Here is a 17,539-nt window from a genome sequence, read left to right on the forward strand (position 1 = left end):
ATGAGTCAGAACGTATACCAGTTTATCGACCTGCAGCGCGTTGATCCGCCAAAGAAACCGCTGAAGATCCGTAAAATTGAATTTGTTGAAATTTACGAGCCGTTTTCAGAAGGCCAGGCCAAAGCACAGGCAGACCGCTGCCTGTCCTGCGGTAACCCGTACTGCGAATGGAAATGCCCGGTCCACAACTACATTCCGAACTGGCTGAAGCTGGCCAATGAAGGACGCATTTTCGAAGCGGCGGAACTGTCGCACCAGACCAACACCCTGCCAGAAGTCTGTGGCCGCGTGTGTCCGCAGGACCGTCTGTGCGAAGGTTCCTGTACGCTGAACGACGAGTTTGGCGCGGTGACCATAGGCAACATCGAGCGCTATATCAACGATAAAGCGTTCGAAATGGGCTGGCGTCCGGACATGACCGGCGTGCGTCAGACGGACAAACGCGTGGCGATCATCGGCGCAGGCCCGGCAGGTCTGGCGTGTGCCGACGTGCTGACCCGCAACGGCGTCAAAGCGGTGGTGTTCGATCGTCATCCTGAGATCGGCGGCCTGCTGACCTTCGGGATCCCGGCCTTCAAGCTGGAAAAAGAGGTGATGACCCGCCGTCGCGAAATCTTCACTGACATGGGCATCGAGTTCAAACTGAACATCGAAGTGGGTCGTGACATTCAGATCGACGATCTGCTGAAAGATTACGATGCCGTGTTCCTCGGCGTCGGCACCTATCAGTCGATGCGCGGTGGGCTGGAAAACGAAGACGCACCGGGCGTGTTTGACGCCCTGCCGTTCCTGATTGCCAACACCAAGCAGATGATGGGCTTCGGTGAAACCACCGCTGAACCATACGTCACCATGGAAGGCAAACGCGTGGTAGTGCTGGGTGGCGGTGATACCGCGATGGACTGCGTGCGCACCTCAATTCGCCAGGACGCAACGCACGTTATCTGCGCCTATCGTCGTGACGAAGAGAACATGCCTGGCTCCAAACGCGAAGTGAAAAACGCGCGTGAAGAGGGTGTGGAGTTCCAGTTCAACGTTCAGCCATTGGGCATCGAAGTGAACGCGAACGGCAAAGTCAGCGGCGTGAAAATGGCGCGTACCGAAATGGGCGCACCGGATGCCAAAGGCCGTCGTCGCGCAGAGATCGTGGCAGGTTCCGAGCACGTGGTTCCGGCTGATGCGGTGGTGATGGCGTTTGGTTTCCGTCCACACAGCATGGAGTGGCTGGCGAAACACAGCGTCGAGCTGGATTCCCAGGGCCGCGTGATTGCGCCGGAAGGCAACGAGAACGCCTTCCAGACCAGCAACCCGAAAATCTTCGCCGGTGGCGATATCGTTCGCGGTTCAGATCTGGTGGTAACGGCGATTGCCGAAGGCCGCAAAGCGGCTGATGGGATCATGAATTACCTGGAAGTGTAATTCGTTTACATTTTTACAATTATAATATCTCCGCCCCGGTTTAATCCGGGGCAATCTCTTATTATAATGTTTACCGGCAATGCGTAATTCATTATGCTAAGGATATTTACATTCATTTTTTGATTTATAGGTATCATTTTCTTGTTTTGACGATGGGTATTTTGCAATGTAATCATTAGACACCAAAATAGCCTGACTCAACTCTTTGGCTGTAAGTTTTATTGCTATCTTATCACGTAAATTACTCGCCTCCCTCTGACCATTGAATAGCGCCACAGAAAACCAGGCATATGCCTGGACATTGTCTTGAGGAATTTCACTATTGCCATTTGAATATACTAACCCTAGATTATTCTGTGCTACAACATAGCCCTGACATGCCGAAGACTTTAATAATGCCAGACCTTTATAATTATCGACTGGAAGATCTCCGATTTCATTTAGATAGTATAGTGCAAGCATATTTCTAGCCTTCATGGACCCTAAATTAGCAGATTTTTGATACCACTCTATAGCTTTAGAATGATTTATTGGCATACCTAACCCCGCGCTATACATGTAGCCTAAATTATTCATTGCTATAGTGTTATTTTTATCTGCGGCACTTTGAAACCAATGCAGTGCCTCTTTATAATCATTGATTCCTGCAATTCCTTCGAGGTACATAGCTCCCAAATTAACTTGTGCCTGTTCAATCCCTTGCTCAGCTGAGCGGCTATACCATTTTCTTGCTTGTTGTAAATCACGTACGGTACCACGACCATTTTCATAGGCCGCTCCAAGATTATATTGTGCTACTGCATACCCTTGCTCTGAGGATTTTTTATACCAATAAAATGCCATGCTGTAATTTTTCTCTACTCCTTTCCCATTCTCATATAAAAGGCCAAGGTCAGACTGTGCATTCATATTTCCCTGTTCTGCTTTTTTTCGCAGCTCGCTTATCGGGCTATGTTTGAAGTATTTTTCTTTTATGCTCACCCCACTTCCATTAAAAGCTCCTTTCAAGTTATCCTTCCAAATAAAAAAAGAAACTAATAACAAAATCAGTATCAATAATGAAAGTATTTTCCGCAAAATCATTTTATTTATTTTCATAACCATCATGATTTCTGTTTAAATGAGGACAAGGTTTCAATTAAAAAATCAGACCATTTACTTTGTAAAGTCGATGTTCCTTTGTTCATAAAACTTTTTGTGCATGTCAGAGCCAACTCTTTGGCGTCGCGATTTCCCTCAACTAGTATTTCTTTGGCAACATCTTCAATGCATGCAGCGCTTTTCTCTGCCACGACCGCACCTGCTGCAGGTGCACTCAGAACAGCCATACCTGCAACGGCGGGAATTACTGAAACTCCATAAGCAAATTCACCTAGAGGATTATTTACATTATGCATAGTTTCATTATTGTGTATCGTTATTTTAACATCTTCCGGTGACAGGTAATTAACAGCGGATCCAATACCCTGGCAATATTTATCTGCCCCTGCCCCCCCAAGACCGATTCCTGTCAATCCCAGAGGATCCACGTTTTGCAGTGGGTCAAACGGATAAACATAACTATTCCATCCCCCTGCCAGCCCAATCGGATCCTGTGTGATATACCGTCCCTGCTGCGGGTCATAATAGCGATGCCGGTTATAATACAGCCCCGTCTCAGCATCGTACTGCTGCCCCGGCAGGCGAATAAGCTGTTGAACATTGTCCGGGTTCTCTTCGTGCAGCAGGTTTCCCCATTCATCAAACTCGGCCTGCCAGGCCAGGCTGCCATCTTCGCTTATTAACGCCAGCGGCAGCCCCCGATGGTCGCAGTGGTACAGATGAGTTTTCCGCGCCGGGGTGTATTCCGGCTCCATCTGGTTTTTCATCTGCTCCGGTGTCAGGCCGCACCCGGCCAGCCACTGCTGGCTGTGTTCGCTGAGCTGATTCGTTCTCAGCTCCCGCTCAAGGCCGTCCAGCATCGTGACCAGCTCCGGCACAAACACCATGTCCGCGTCCTGCTGCAGTTTTTCTGCCAGAGTGCGGCGAATGGCTTTTGTCAGCTCACCGGTGGCCGTTTCGATGCGGATTAACGGCGTGAAGGTCCCCGGATGATACACCGTCTGGATGCGGGTGGTGTCGGTCTGGGTAGTGGTCAGCCGGTCGCCGTCCCAGCCGTACCAGACGGCTTCGGCGGGCGCGGTCGGGAGATACCAGATACCGTCGTATACCCGGCCGTGCCAGACCTGTTTGCAGATACGGCGCCCGAGCGGGTCATACGCGTAGCGGCTCTCGGTCAGCAGGTGACCGTTCTGCCTCTTTTGGTAGTGTGTCAGCCGGTGCTGGTTATCGTACCCGTAGTGATGAGTGATGCTCCCGTCCTGATGGATACGGCGCTCGTCTTTTTCTGTCAGGCTCCCGTGGACGTCGTAATGATAAAAATGCTCTGCGTCCTGAGTGATGCGGTTATCCCGCCAGATATCCGGCAGGGCTTCCTGTGCCGCAATCCGGTTCCCCGCCGGGTCAGTCGGGGTCTGTTGTGTCAGGTCGTGGTGTGCGGACTGTATGTGCGTGCTGAGCAGGCGTCCGTTCTCATACACGTAGTCGCGCTGGTCATGCGGGCCGCGGATGTGAGTGAGCTGTCCGTCCGCATTCCAGGTGTAGTCCCGGTTCAGGGCTGTCTGGCTCAGGTGATGACTCTCCAGCTGTCCGCCTGCGGCGTAGGCCGTTTCCAGTGCGTAGCCACCGAAGCGGCGCTGCGTTTCACGGTGCAGGCGGTCGCGGGTGTACTCGATGAGCGGCGTGTCGCCGAGCTTCATCCCCGCCAGGTAACCGGAGCCATACGTCAGCCATTCCACCGGCGGTAACCGGTCGTGCTGCACCCGGTTCACGAGACCGGCGCGGTAGTCGTGTTTTGTTTCATGCTGCCACAGCAGGGTGTGCGTTTCCGGGCTGTGCACCGTCTGGCGCTCACCGGTGACGCGCCCCGTGTTGTCGTGGGTGTAATGCACCGCAACCCGGTGGCCGCCGCTGAGATGGCTGATGTCCGTCAGCCAGCCGCGCGCGTCGTAGCACCACTTTTCTGCGGGTTCGCCGTCTACCGTACGGCTGAGCAGGCGTCCCGCGTCGTCATACTGCCAGACGGTAGTCAGGCTTTCGTCTTCGCTGTGAACCAGCTGCCCGCTGGCGTTGTACCGGTAGCGTCTGATGCGCCCGTCAAAACCCGTCTCCTGCGTCAGACGGTCCAGCACATCGTAGGCGAACGTGGTGTGGCTGCCGTTCTCATTGGTCAGGGTGGTCACGCGACCCGCGGTGTCGTACGCCATCCGCCGGGTGAGGGTGCCCTGCGCTGCGAGGACGATATTTCCCCGGGGGTCAAAGCCGGTTTCGCTGCGGGTCCCGTCCGGGGATGTCACCGCCGTCAGGTCGCCTGCGACGTTGTATTCGTAGCGGGTTTGCCGGCCTGTGGCATCTGTCTGGCTGACCAGCCTGCCGCGCGCATCGTATGCCCGGTACTGGCTTAAGCCTTCCTCTCGATGGACAGCCGTCAGCTGCCCGAAGCGGTCATATTCATAGCGGGTTTCATATCCCGAACAGTCAGTATAAGAAAGCAGCTGGCCGTAGCGGCTCCAGGTCATCTGCTTCTTGCTGCCGGTGGGGTCTTCTGTGGCCGACGGGTATCCGCTGTGCGGGTCATCATACGCATAACGCGTCACGTCGCCCTGGCGTGAGGTGTCGGCGGTCAGCCTGCCCAGGTCGTCGTACTCCTGCCGGCTTTTCAGTCCGTCCGGGTAGACCGTGGCGATGAGCTGGCGCTGGCTGTTGTAGTAGAATTCGGTCAGCCTGCCGTCCGGGGTGACGGTGCCCGCCAGCAGACCCGAGCCGGGACTGAGCCGGTATTCTGTCCTGCGGCCTGCCGCGTCGGTCTGTGCCACCAGGCGTCCCGCATTGTCGAATTCACTCTGTGTGATGCTTGCGTCGGCGAATTCCTTTTTCACCACCCGCTTCAGGCCGCCTTCGCCTTCGGTGTGCAGCACCTCGCGACGATTCAGGCTGTCGGTGATGACCGTGTGGTGTTTTTCATACTGGTAGCGGTAGCTCAGGCCGTCGGGATTATGCTGCTCCGTGACGCGCCCGGTGGCGTCGTAGCGGTAGGTCGTCTGCGGCCTGCCCGCATACTGATGGGCCACCATCCGGCCCGGATGCCTGTCGTCATACGTAAACTGACGAACCTGCGTGCCGCTGCGGTCATACACCGCGGAAAGCTCGCCGCGGGGCGAATAGTCGTAACGCGCCAGAGGTGCAGCGGGCAGGTTGCCCGGGTACTCCGGGTCGTGTGCCAGCCAGACTTCAGAAAGACGGACACCACTGGCTGTGGTGGTCAGCACCAGCCGGAAGCGGCGGCCTGCGCCGTCGGTGACCCCGGTCACGGCGCCGGCAAACTCACCTGAAGGGGCGCGGTGAAACGTCAGCGTGCGACAAAAATTATCCACCAGCCCGGTCAGCACCCGGTACGGCGGCAGCGGCGCGGGAAGGAGTTCATCCACGGACGGCACGCGCTCCGCCCACCCGAGCAGCCACCACGGACCCTGCAGGCTGTTGGTGGCCAGGTAAATGTTGGGGCTGAGGCGGACATCCTCCGGCAGGGCCTGCCAGAGACGGTGCAGGGGATGGACGTCATTCAGGTTCAGCACGCCACCGCGTGCCAGCCAGAAGGACTCGGTGCGGCTGAATGCCACCTCGCCGGGCAGAAGCAGGTCAAAGTGAATGCTGCGCCCGCCGTTGTCGTTGAGGATGAGTGCATTGTCGCAAAGTTGCAGGTGGATATCAGAGGGCGCTTTCCAGCCGGGACCGAATAGACCCTCCGGCGCGGGCGTTTTCGTGCGGTAACTGCTGTAGGTACGCGACAGAACAAAGGACAGCGGGCCGGACAGGGCGAGGTCCGTTTCACCGGGCAGGACTTTGGCCCCGAGCAGCGGGTTTACCGGGCTGCCGGACACCACGCCGCCCGGACACACCGAACAGGCGACGCCGGTCGGCGCGCCAATCATCACCCCGAGGCTGCCCTGCACAATCGGGCCGCCGATGGCGGTCATATCGCCCTGACGGGCGGCGGGTTTTCCGGTCATGGTCAAATCCTTTTGATAAAATCCGTATCGCTGATTGCCCTGAAAGACGGCAATCCGTCCGCAATGAAGCGCGAATTCTACGCTGAAGGTTTTGAGATAAACCGTGACTTAAATCACATGTAAAATTTATTTAATAGTCTGATTTAGAAGGAAAATATTCACAACAACAATATTCAAAGGTGAATGAATTAGTGTGAGCTATGCAATAGGGATTTAATTCAATCCATTGATAAAACCTGTGAAAATGAACCGGATGGCGATGCCATCCGGTTTTTTTATGCGTCGAGCAAACTGGCGCGCACCTTAACGACCACCTTCTTAATCTCTTCTGATTCCTTCACTACGCAGCCAGGTTTATGCGGCTCTCCGGGCATAAAGATGGCGTACATGCCGGGTTTCAAATCTAGCCGCTGCATCCCGTCGATAGCGCTACATAACTGATAATCGTCCTCGACATGTCGCTCCTCGCACTGACGCGCTGAGCCTGCCACGCCGTACAGAATGCGTTCCTCTCCCGCCAGCAACAGCTGGATGTCGATGTATTGCTCATGCAACTCAGCTTTTTTCTGCTCAGGCGGCTGCGTGGCAAACGTCATCACGTTCATAAAGATATCGTCGCCCTGCAGCTCGTAGCGCCCCGGCGCTTTGTCCTGCGGCCAGTCCGCGATGGCCTGCGTCAGTGCCTCTGCCAGCACGGGGTGTAATCCCGACAGCACACTGGCTTTTCCCATCATCATTGTTGTGCTCCTTGAGACAAAAGTGCCGCGCCCAATAAACCCGCATCGTGGCGATAAAAGGCCGGGCGAAGATTGACGTGATAAACCGGTGGCTCTTGCGCCAGAAACTCAGCCACCTGCGATAAATACCCTTCCGCCAACCCGACGCTGCCGCCCACAACGACGGTCTGACAATCCGTCACCGCTTTGACATCGGCGATGAGACGCGCCAGGGTCCGGGCGGAATGGGCCACCAGCTCACGGGCATGCGGATGCCCGCGCAGCGCATGGGTGAAGATGGCTTTGGCGTCAAGCCCCGCCAGCTCGCCCTGCGCCCGGGCGGCGATGCCCCGGCCCGAGGCGATCGCTTCCACACATCCCCGGCGACCACAGCCGCAAACCGGACCGTGCGGATCGGCAAGCGTGTGCCCCAGATGTCCGGCGAGCCCTCCCTCGCCCGTCTGCAACTCCCCCTTCAGCACCACGCCGCCGCCGACACCCGTGGAGACGGTGATGAAAACCATATCCTGCGAATCTATCCCCGGCGCGTAATATTCCGCCCACGCCGCAGCCTGCGCGTCATTCACCGCCATTGCGGGCAGGCCGGTTATCGACGCCAGCGTCTGCACCAGCGGGAAATGCAACAGCCCGCCCAGGTTATGGGGATTGATCGACACCAGCGTGCCTTCGCGGATAATTCCCGTTGAGGCGATGGCCACCCGCTTTGCCGATGCCATCACCGGTTCCACCAGCGCTTTTAGGGCAGAGCGCAGCGCGTCGGGGGTTTTGCTGGCAGGCGTGGGCATTTCGCACCGCTCACGGATCTGTAAATCGTCGTCGATCAGCGCGGCGGCCAGTTTGGTCCCGCCAATATCGATAGCCAGGGTGGTCATTTCACCGCCTCGCGCTCGCTTTTGATGCTGCCAAAAGGTACGGCACCGCTGAATGGTTTACCGTCGATGGCATCGTGCGTGCGCAGCGCTTCCGGACGGACCCAGCGCTGGACGCGGGACGGCATATCCAGACCGATCAGCAGGATCACCACGAACGTCAGACCAAACGACAGGGATCCCAGCGCGGTACCCAGCTCAAGGCGCTGCGCCAGCAGTGCACCGATAATCGGGGCGAGCGCGCCGCCCAGTGCGCCGACGTTGTAGGTAAAGCCAAGGCCCGCCGCGCGCTGATCCGTATCGAAGTAGCCGCCAATCAGCTTCGGTAAAATCCCGGAGATCCCCTGCCCCAGCATCTGCTGGAAGAAGAGCAGCAGGCCAAGCACCCAGATATTGGACCCGCCGATCGCGAACACCGGAATGATCAGCAGCTGCGAGGCCAGCAGGCTGCAAACGTACGCCTTGCGGGTGCCCAGCCAGTCGCCGAGGAAACCACCGACACAGCAACCCACTGCCGCGCCAAAACCGCTGAAGAACAGCACATGTGCGACCGTCATCGGATCGTAGGCCAGATCCGTTTTCAGATAAGTAGGCAGCAGCGCCTGAATCGGCCATGAATAGAGGAACGCGAAGAGCACAACGACCATCAGGGTCACGCCCGTCGGCCAGCGTTTGCCGCTGCTTTGCACCATAAAGCTGATGAACACGCAGGCGCACAGCAGCCCCAGAATCACCACTAGCCCGGCGTTGTTCAGCTCTCCGGCGAAGCAGAGCCACAGCGCGGTTCCGGCAAAAAGCGTCATCACGATATTGATGAGACGATGCTTGCCGCGATAGAGAATATCGACCATCGTGCGCACCGGCGCTTTACCTTCGTGCTTCGCTTTCCAGTCTTCCGCTTCGGGAATGTTTTTTCGCAGCCACAGGGCGAAAATGATCGGCAGGATGCCGATGAAGAACAGCGCGCGCCAGCCCCACACGGGAACGACCAGGCTGTAGATCTGCGCCGCAACCACCGCACCGATGGAAAAACCGGAGATTAAAAAGCCGCTGGCTTTATTGCGCAGATGTTTCGGCCAGCTTTCGATGACATAGGTCGCGCTGGAGCCGTATTCGCCTGCCATGCCCATGCCGATCACCATCCGGGCGATAAACATGGTGACGTAGCCCGGCGCAAACCCACACGCCAGCGTACCGCAGGAGAAGAGGACGATACTGGTGATCATCGCCAGCTTGCGACCGTAGCGATCGCCCATCGCGCCCAGCAGCAGGCCGCCAAACCAGCGCGAGATAAAGGCGGCGGAAATCAGGCTGGCTGCTTCCACCGTCGTTAAACCAAATTCACTTTTGACTTCTGTTAACACCAGCGCGATCAAAACAAAATCAAAGCCATCGAGCAGATATCCCAGCCAGGCGGCGGAGAATGCGCTCCACTGTGGGCGGGAAAGATGGCGGTACCACGGGATGCTTTGGGTAGAAATACTCATAACACTCTCCCGACGAATTCTGTGTTGTATTGCCGGACGATGGGTTCGCATCATCCGGCGTACATGTGTGTGTGCTTTTGCCGGATGGCGGCTTCGCCTTATCCGGCCTACGTGTATACGAATTGATCGTGTTTTGTAGGCCGGATAAGCGAAGCGCCATCCGGCAAGGAATCAGCGCTTCTCAGCCAGCAGTTGCTCTGCGAGGGCTTTCAGCTCTGGCAGGTACTGCTCCGCGACCGGAGCAAAAGGCTTACGGCACAGCGGAACGGCGACCACGTCCATATAGTGCAGAACGGTTTTCAGGCCACGGAACACGCCGACTTTGATCAGCAGGTCGATAACCTTGTTGCACTCGCTTTGCAGACGCTGCGCGGTGGCGTTGTCCCCTTCACGGATCGCGCTGGCGATCGCCTGATAGCGCGCGCCCATGATGTTGTACGTGCTGCCGATCCCGCCGTCCGCGCCCGCCAGCAGACCGGAGGCGAAGATCTCGTCGTAGCCGTTATAAAGCACCAGATCCGGATGCGCGCGGCGGATCTGCTCCATCTGGAAGAGATCGCCGGAGGTCTGTTTCAGGGCGCCAACGCCCGGCAGCGTCACCAGCGTATTAATTTGATCGAGGGATAACTTCACGCCGCTCAGCGCCGGAATGTTGTACACCACCATCGGCAAACCATCCGACGAATCAATGATTGCACGGTAGTGGTCGCAGTGTTCTTCAAAGCTGAAGGGATAGTAGAAGGGTGTGACCGCCGACACAGCGTCGAAGCCGATACGGCTGGCCGCGGCCGCGAGCTGCTGGCTTTCCGCCGTGCTGACGCAGCCGACATGGGCGATCAGCGTCACTTTGCCCTTCGTCTCTTCCGCCACGATCTCCAGCACCTGCTCGCGCTCGGCGAGGCTCTGCACAAAGGCTTCGCCCGTTGAGCCGCCCACGTAAAGGCCGTCGATACCCTGCTGAATGTTGAATTGCACCAGGCGGCGCAGGCTCTCTTTATCCAGCGCCTGTTGTGAATTGAACGGGGTCAGGAGTGCGGCCATCACGCCACGTAATTGCTTTGCCATAGATACCTCAAGTGATGTCTGGTCTGTTTAACGATATACCTTTATACCTGTTATACCAGATCAAATAATCAGCACCCCATACAGAACGCTTATATTGCGATCTGCTTCACTAAAGGATCGTTATTTTTTCTTTTTGGATCCCTGGCCGATGGCGTGCCAGGTGGCGGAAACGCTGTTGAGATGGGTTTGCAGCGCGCGGTCAGCTTCATCGGGATCGCGGCGGCGGATGGCGTCAACAATGGCGATATGCTGCTGATAGCTCACGTCGTTGTGCTGATACAACTCGGCGTCGGAGACTTTCGGACGGGCGGCGATCAGCCAGTCGAGCAGCGCGACGTGGATCGCCATAAAGATTGGGTTGCCGGGGATCTCCGCCAGTACGCGGTGGAAATCGACGTCAGAGCGGATAAACAGCGCGTTATCGTTGAGGGACTGGCTGTTGATTTCCAGCGCTTTCGACAGGCGTTCCACCTGTTCGTCCGTGGCGTATTCCGCCGCGTAACGCACCAGGCTCGATTCAAAAAAGAGCCGCAGCTGTTCGAAATGGGTAATACCGCCCGGCTGGGTGAGGAAATCCTTCGCCATGCCGGAGAGTTCGCTGATGATGGTGTCGGCTGAAGGCATTGAGACGCGGGCACGTTCGCCGTTGTTGATCTGCACCAGCCCTTTGCGCTTCAGGGCGGCCAGCGCTTCGCGGACCGACGGGCGACCGACGTTGAAAAACTCCATCAGTTCACGTTCAGAAGGGAGTTGTTCACCCTGGGCAAACTCCTGACGGCGGATCATCTGCTCCAGCTCTTCTTCCACCATATCGGAGAGTTTTTTACGCGCCAGCGGGCGACGACGCAAACTGCGACCAAGGGTTTCGGTTGAATTTTCCGCCTGAAGATCAAATGGTTTCATAAAGACTCGGGTCAGAAGAGTGACAATCAGTGACAACGATTCATCATAACACAGGATTTTTGGCTGGGCGAAAAGCCCTGAATAGCAAAACAGGCCCATCGGGCCTGTTCAGTTATTTCACAACGCGTAACGCTGGACGGCCACCGCGCGGCGGCGGATCGTCATCAGGGTCATTGTCGTTATCGTGATCCGGCTTGTCGCCATCGATGATCGACATCACCGTTTCGCTTTCGCTGGCGGGTGAACCGTCTTCATCGTTAAGGCTGGTGACATCTTCGTCATAAGCCGCTTCCGGCTCAAACATCGTACCCGCACCGTTTTCACGTGCGTAGACAGCCAAAACAGCAGCCAGCGGCACAGAAACCTGACGCGGAACACCGCCGAAACGCGCGTTGAAGCGCACTTCGTCGTTAGCCAGTTCAAGATTACCCACCGCGCGTGGCGCGATGTTCAGAACGATCTGCCCATCACGTGCGTATTCCATCGGAACGCTCACGCCCGGTAACGTCACATCCACTACCAGGTGCGGCGTAAGCTGGTTGTCCAGCAGCCATTCATAGAAGGCACGCAGCAGATACGGACGGCGTGGAGACAGCTGTGACATTTCCACAATCGTTAACCTCGACCAAGACGCATTTCGCGTTCCGGTTCTGTCAGAGAAGCCAGGAAAGAGTCGCGCTCAAACACGCGAGTCATGTAGCCTTTCAGCTCTTTCGCGCCAGGACCGCTGAACTCTACGCCCAGTGCCTGCAGGCGCCACAGCAGCGGAGCCAGGTAGCAATCGACCAGGCTGAACTCGTCGCTCAGGAAGAATGGCTTCTGACCAAACACCGGAGCAATCGCCAGCAGCTCTTCACGCAGTTGCTTACGCGCCGCGTCTGCTTCAGAGGATGAACCGTTCACGATCACGTTCATCAGGGTGTACCAGTCTTTCTCGATACGCTGCATGTACAGGCGGCTTTCACCACGCGCAACCGGATAAACCGGCATCAGCGGCGGATGAGGGAATCGCTCATCCAGATATTCCATAATGATGCGGGATTCCCACAGGGTCAGCTCGCGATCCACCAGCGTTGGTACGCTCTGGTTCGGGTTGAGATCGATCAGATCCTGAGGTGGGTTATCCTTTTCCACATGCTCGATCTCAAAACTGACACCTTTCTCGGCCAGCACGATACGAACCTGATGGCTATAAATGTCAGTAGGACCAGAAAACAGCGTCATTACCGAACGTTTGTTGGCAGCGACAGCCATGAAAACCTCCAGGTATATTCAGAATATTACTGCTACCGGCCCGGGGGCCAGCCAGATGATTTGTTACCCATCCCAGGAACAAACTCTATCGCTCAAAAATCGAACAAAAGTGGTGTATTCACTGACATTTGGGCAGAAAATTGGATGATAGTTTACCAGATTTTGCAGGCTTTGTGGTGAGGGGATTCTGGAAATACGGAAAAAGAGCTGAGAATCAAATAAATACTGTGGATAACCGTCGGATTATCCATAAAAAAAACCCGCCGAAGCGGGTTTTTCGCCAATCTCTCTGCCGAAGCAGAAAAAAGATTAACGCTTGGAGAACTGTGGACGACGACGTGCTTTACGCAGGCCGACTTTCTTACGTTCAACTTCACGAGCATCACGAGTAACGAAGCCAGCTTTACGCAGTTCGCCACGCAGGGACTCGTCGTACTCCATCAGAGCGCGGGTGATACCGTGACGGATCGCACCAGCCTGACCAGAAGTACCACCACCTTTAACGGTGATGTACAGATCGAATTTCTCAACCATATCAACCAGTTCCAGCGGCTGACGAACTACCATGCGGGCAGTTTCACGACCGAAGTACTGTTCCAGAGAACGTTGGTTGATAACGATTTTACCACTGCCCGGTTTGATGAACACGCGAGCGGCGGAGCTTTTGCGGCGACCAGTGCCGTAGTATTGATTTTCAGCCATTGCCTATAATCCCGATTAGATGTCAAGAACTTGCGGTTGCTGTGCCGCGTGGTTGTGCTCGTTGCCTGCGTAAACTTTCAGTTTACGGTACATAGCACGACCCAGCGGGCCTTTTGGCAGCATGCCTTTAACCGCGATTTCAATCACACGCTCAGGACGGCGGGCAATCATCTCTTCAAAGGTCGCTTGTTTAATACCGCCGATGTGGCCGGTGTGGTGGTAGTACACCTTGTCTTCACGCTTGTTGCCGGTTACAGCAACTTTTTCTGCGTTCAGAACGATGATGTAATCACCGGTATCTACGTGCGGGGTGTATTCCGCTTTGTGCTTACCGCGCAGGCGACGAGCCAGTTCGGAAGCCAGACGACCCAGAGTTTTACCGGTCGCGTCAACAACATACCAGTCGCGCTGTACGGTTTCTGGTTTAGCTGTAAAAGTTTTCATTAAAAGCTTACCCAAATAAATAAGTTACACGTTGGTGAACACCCAAACGTTTTAAAAGTTGAGGCTCACACGACAAAGTCCGGCAAACCTACCCCTTCGAATAGCCTATGCCAGCACATAGAAAGTTTTGGGAAAAAAACCTTCTCGTAACGTGGGGTCGCAAGATTATAGAGAAGTCGAGGTCAAAGATCGACCCTTAAATGTGATTAGTCGCAAGGTTTTCACTGGGGAATTGCCGGGTGGCGGCTACGCCTTACCCGGCCTACGGTAAGTCACGGTATTTAAGGCATATGCGCGCGCTTCAAATACTCTTCGCTCTGCATTTCCTGCAGGCGCGACAGGCAGCGCTGGAACTCAAACTTCAGCCGCTCGCCCTGATACACCTCATACAGGGATACAGCGGCGCTTACCACCAGCTTCACATGGCGCTCGTAAAACTCATCCACCAGCGCGATAAAGCGGCGGGCTTCGCTTTCCATCAGCGGCGTCATCACCGGGACATCAAACAGCATCACCGTATGGAACAGGCGCGAAAGCGCGATGTAATCATGCTGGCTGCGGGCATCGACACACAGCGTCGCGAAAGAGACGGCCAGGGTCTGGTTTTCAACGCCCAGGGTTTGCAGCGGGCGGTGGTTAATTTCCAGCTCCGGAGCTTTGTCGCGCTTAGCACCGGCCAGGGCCAGCCAGAGTTTGTCCATCTGGCTTTGCGTCTCATCATTTAACGGTGACAGCCAGAGGTGCGCCTGGGTCAGCGTGCGCAGACGATAGTCCACGCCCGCATCGACGTTCATGATGTCGCAGTGTGCTTTGATAGCATCAATAGCGGGCAGGAACCGCGCGCGCTGCAGACCGTTGCGATAGAGATCGTCCGGCGGAATGTTGGAGGTGGCCACCAGCGTAATACCGCGCGCAAACAGGGCTTTCATCAGGCCGCCGAGCAGCATGGCGTCGGTGATATCCGAGACGAAAAACTCGTCGAAACACAAAACGTCGGTTTCGGCTTTAAAGCGCTCAGCGATGATATCCAGCGGATCGGTGTGGCCCTGCAGAGCGTTCAGCTCTTCATGGACGCGCAGCATAAAACGGTGGAAGTGCAGACGCTGTTTACGGGTGCCCGGCAGGCTCTGATAAAACATGTCCATCAGCCAGGTTTTCCCCCGGCCTACGCCGCCCCACATATATAAGCCGCGAACAGGCGCGGCACTCTGCGGCTCTTTTTTTCCCAGCAATCGACCAAACGCCGCTTTCAGACCGCCGCTCTGCGCGGGGGCGGGCGTTTGTTGAGTCAATTCCTGATAGATAACATCGAGGCGATGAACGGCTTCACGCTGAACGTCATCGGGCTGGTGAGTGCCCTCGTTCAGGGCTTGTTGGTAACGCGATGTGGGGGACAGGCTTTGCATGATCTTGTTGTTATTCCTTCAATTAAACCTCGCCAGCGAGCGTGACTGGCGAAAAAAAGGCCGTTCTACAGTACGCGATGATGCGTCAGGATTCCACTTCTGAAGAAATAGCGGTTATAGTGGCATAATCAGGCACAGGCAGGAGCCGAGCCACTACCCTACGGAACAACAAGACAACGGGAGAAGTTCATGACCTGGGAATATGCGCTAATTGGTTTAGTCGTCGGTATCGCCATCGGTGCCGTGGCCATGCGTTTTGGTAATCGCAAACTGCGTCAGCAACAGTCGCTGCAGTATGAACTGGAAAAGAACAAAGCTGAGCTGGAAGAGTATCGTGAAGAGCTGGTCAGCCACTTTGCCCGTAGCGCCGAACTGCTGGATAACATGGCGACAGATTATCGTCAGCTGTATCAGCACATGGCGAAAAGCTCCAGCAGCCTGCTGCCGGAACTGAGCGGTGACACCAACCCGTTCCGCAATCGTCTGGCAGAGTCTGAAGCCAGCAACGATCAGGCGCCGGTACAGATGCCACGTGATTACTCCGACGGAGCATCCGGCCTGCTGCGCGGTGGCGCAAAACGCGATTAATCGCACATCTACGAACTATTTCACGGGCGCCGTCATCGCGCCCGTCCTTTCTTTCCCTTCCCAGCTATTATTTAGTCAATTGCCGCATTGTTCAGTGGTTTAAAATTCAATAACATCAAACTGTTTTTGGGCCGTTTTTCCTTACTCCAGGCAACGAGAGCCAGCATCAATGAAGAAAAAAAACCAGCTGTTAAGCGCGATAGCGTTAAGTGTCGGGTTATCTTTGACGGCGTCCTGGCCTGCGGCCGCGGCGCTTCCTTCGCAAGTGCCTGGCGCAGCGGCGATCCCAAGCCTGGCGCCGATGCTTGAAAAAGTATTGCCTGCGGTCGTGAGTGTGAAAGTGGAAGGCACCGCGGCACAAAGCCAGCGCGTGCCGGAAGAGCTGAAAAAATACTTCGGTGAAGACGGTCCGGATCAGCAGGCTCAACCCTTTGAAGGGCTCGGCTCCGGCGTGGTCATTGACGCAGCTAAAGGTTACGTGCTGACCAACAACCACGTCATCAGCCAGGCCGATAAAATCAGCGTGCAGATGAATGACGGTCGCGAGTTTGACGCCAAATTGATCGGCGGCGACGACCAGAGCGACATCGCGCTGCTGCAAATTCAAAACCCCAGCAACCTGACGCAAATTGTTATCGCGGATTCCGACAAACTGCGCGTCGGTGATTTCGCCGTGGCCGTCGGCAACCCGTTTGGTTTAGGCCAGACCGCCACCTCCGGGATTGTCTCGGCGCTCGGTCGCAGCGGCCTGAATCTGGAAGGACTGGAGAACTTTATCCAGACTGACGCCTCTATTAACCGCGGGAACTCCGGCGGTGCCCTGCTGAACCTCAACGGCGAGCTGATCGGGATTAACACCGCGATCCTCGCGCCGGGCGGCGGCAGCATCGGTATCGGCTTTGCTATTCCGAGCAATATGGCCAAAACCCTGGCTCAGCAGCTGATTGAATCCGGCGAAGTGAAACGCGGGCTGCTGGGCATCAAAGGCATGGAGATGAGCGCCGATATTGCCAAAGCCTTTAATCTCAACGTGCAGCGCGGGGCCTTTGTCAGCGAAGTGCTGGCTAATTCTGGCTCGGCGAAAGCGGGCGTGAAATCGGGCGACGTGATTGTCAGCCTGAACGGTAAGCCGCTCAGCAGCTTCGCCGAACTGCGCTCGCGCATCGCCACCACGGAACCGGGCACGAAAGTGAAACTCGGCCTGCTGCGCGACGGCAAACCGCTCGACGTGGAAGTGACGCTGGATAAAAGCACCTCGGCATCGGCCAGCGCTGAGCTGATCGCCCCTGCCCTGCAAGGTGCGGCCCTGAGCGACGGACAGCTGAAAGACGGTACCAAAGGCATCACCATTGAGAGCGTCGAGAAGAGCAGCCCGGCCGCACAGGCGGGTCTGCATCAGGATGACGTGATCATCGGGGTGAACCGCAACCGCGTGCAGTCAATCGCGGAAATGCGCAAAGTGCTGGAGAGCAAACCGACGGTGATTGCCCTGCAAATCGTCCGCGGCAACGATACGCTCTACATCTTATTACGCTAAGCACTGACGCCGGACATCAC

The 17,539-nt window shown here is 56.2% G+C and carries 15 protein-coding genes; 3 read left to right on the top strand and 12 right to left on the bottom strand.

Annotated features, from left to right (window positions below; all coding sequences use genetic code 11):
* Nucleotides 1-1,419, top strand: coding sequence for a glutamate synthase small subunit (locus AC3WS9_RS19625; RefSeq protein WP_282491848.1), 1,419 nt, complete (start codon nt 1-3; stop codon nt 1,417-1,419).
* Nucleotides 1,420-1,515: 96 nt separating this feature from the next.
* Here AC3WS9_RS19625 and AC3WS9_RS19630 read toward each other — a convergent pair whose 3' ends face one another.
* From AC3WS9_RS19630 to zapE, 12 genes are all read right to left on the bottom strand, one after another.
* Nucleotides 1,516-2,526, bottom strand: a complete 1,011-nt coding sequence (locus AC3WS9_RS19630; RefSeq protein ID WP_492489967.1) for a tetratricopeptide repeat protein — start codon at nt 2,524-2,526, stop codon at nt 1,516-1,518.
* Entirely contained in the window at nt 2,523-6,527 is a 4,005-nt protein-coding gene (locus AC3WS9_RS19635; RefSeq protein WP_492489969.1) for an RHS repeat-associated core domain-containing protein, read from the bottom strand. The genes AC3WS9_RS19630 and AC3WS9_RS19635 overlap by 4 nt, the downstream gene beginning before the upstream one ends.
* A gap of 275 nt (nt 6,528-6,802) precedes the next feature.
* Entirely contained in the window at nt 6,803-7,264 is a 462-nt protein-coding gene (gene nanQ / locus AC3WS9_RS19640; protein WP_492489971.1) for an N-acetylneuraminate anomerase, read from the bottom strand.
* Nucleotides 7,261-8,136, bottom strand: coding sequence for an N-acetylmannosamine kinase (nanK, locus tag AC3WS9_RS19645; protein ID WP_492489973.1), 876 nt, complete (start codon nt 8,134-8,136; stop codon nt 7,261-7,263). Before nanK ends, nanQ begins: the two co-directional genes overlap by 4 nt.
* Nucleotides 8,133-9,620, bottom strand: a complete 1,488-nt coding sequence (locus tag AC3WS9_RS19650) for an MFS transporter (RefSeq protein ID WP_492489975.1) — start codon at nt 9,618-9,620, stop codon at nt 8,133-8,135. Before AC3WS9_RS19650 ends, nanK begins: the two co-directional genes overlap by 4 nt.
* A gap of 171 nt (nt 9,621-9,791) precedes the next feature.
* Nucleotides 9,792-10,685: an N-acetylneuraminate lyase gene (gene nanA, locus AC3WS9_RS19655; RefSeq protein WP_492489977.1), complete on the bottom strand. Its 894-nt coding sequence runs from the start codon at nt 10,683-10,685 to the stop codon at nt 9,792-9,794.
* A 120-nt stretch (nt 10,686-10,805) separates the two neighbouring features.
* Entirely contained in the window at nt 10,806-11,588 is a 783-nt protein-coding gene (nanR, locus tag AC3WS9_RS19660; RefSeq protein ID WP_282491854.1) for a transcriptional regulator NanR, read from the bottom strand.
* Between the two features lie 112 nt (nt 11,589-11,700).
* Nucleotides 11,701-12,198, bottom strand: coding sequence for a ClpXP protease specificity-enhancing factor (sspB, locus tag AC3WS9_RS19665; protein ID WP_285148113.1), 498 nt, complete (start codon nt 12,196-12,198; stop codon nt 11,701-11,703).
* A gap of 5 nt (nt 12,199-12,203) precedes the next feature.
* Entirely contained in the window at nt 12,204-12,842 is a 639-nt protein-coding gene (sspA, locus tag AC3WS9_RS19670; RefSeq protein WP_100778703.1) for a stringent starvation protein SspA, read from the bottom strand.
* Nucleotides 12,843-13,151: 309 nt separating this feature from the next.
* Nucleotides 13,152-13,544 carry a 30S ribosomal protein S9 gene (gene rpsI / locus AC3WS9_RS19675; protein ID WP_064543072.1) on the bottom strand — a complete coding sequence of 131 codons (393 nt, stop codon included), beginning with the start codon at nt 13,542-13,544 and terminating at the stop codon, nt 13,152-13,154.
* Between the two features lie 15 nt (nt 13,545-13,559).
* Entirely contained in the window at nt 13,560-13,988 is a 429-nt protein-coding gene (gene rplM, locus AC3WS9_RS19680; RefSeq protein ID WP_095283609.1) for a 50S ribosomal protein L13, read from the bottom strand.
* A 281-nt stretch (nt 13,989-14,269) separates the two neighbouring features.
* Nucleotides 14,270-15,394, bottom strand: coding sequence for a cell division protein ZapE (gene zapE, locus AC3WS9_RS19685; protein WP_492489980.1), 1,125 nt, complete (start codon nt 15,392-15,394; stop codon nt 14,270-14,272).
* 189 nt (nt 15,395-15,583) lie between these two features.
* On the opposite strand from zapE, the gene zapG reads away from it, so the two are divergent.
* Complete coding sequence (gene zapG / locus AC3WS9_RS19690) at nt 15,584-15,982, top strand: Z-ring associated protein ZapG (RefSeq protein ID WP_095283611.1); 399 nt, start codon at nt 15,584-15,586, stop codon at nt 15,980-15,982.
* A gap of 169 nt (nt 15,983-16,151) precedes the next feature.
* Nucleotides 16,152-17,519: a serine endoprotease DegQ gene (gene degQ / locus AC3WS9_RS19695; protein ID WP_492489983.1), complete on the top strand. Its 1,368-nt coding sequence runs from the start codon at nt 16,152-16,154 to the stop codon at nt 17,517-17,519.
* The last annotated feature ends 20 nt before the right edge of the window (nt 17,520-17,539 follow it).

This window comes from Lelliottia sp. EB106-05-01-XG201 (assembly GCF_058791735.1).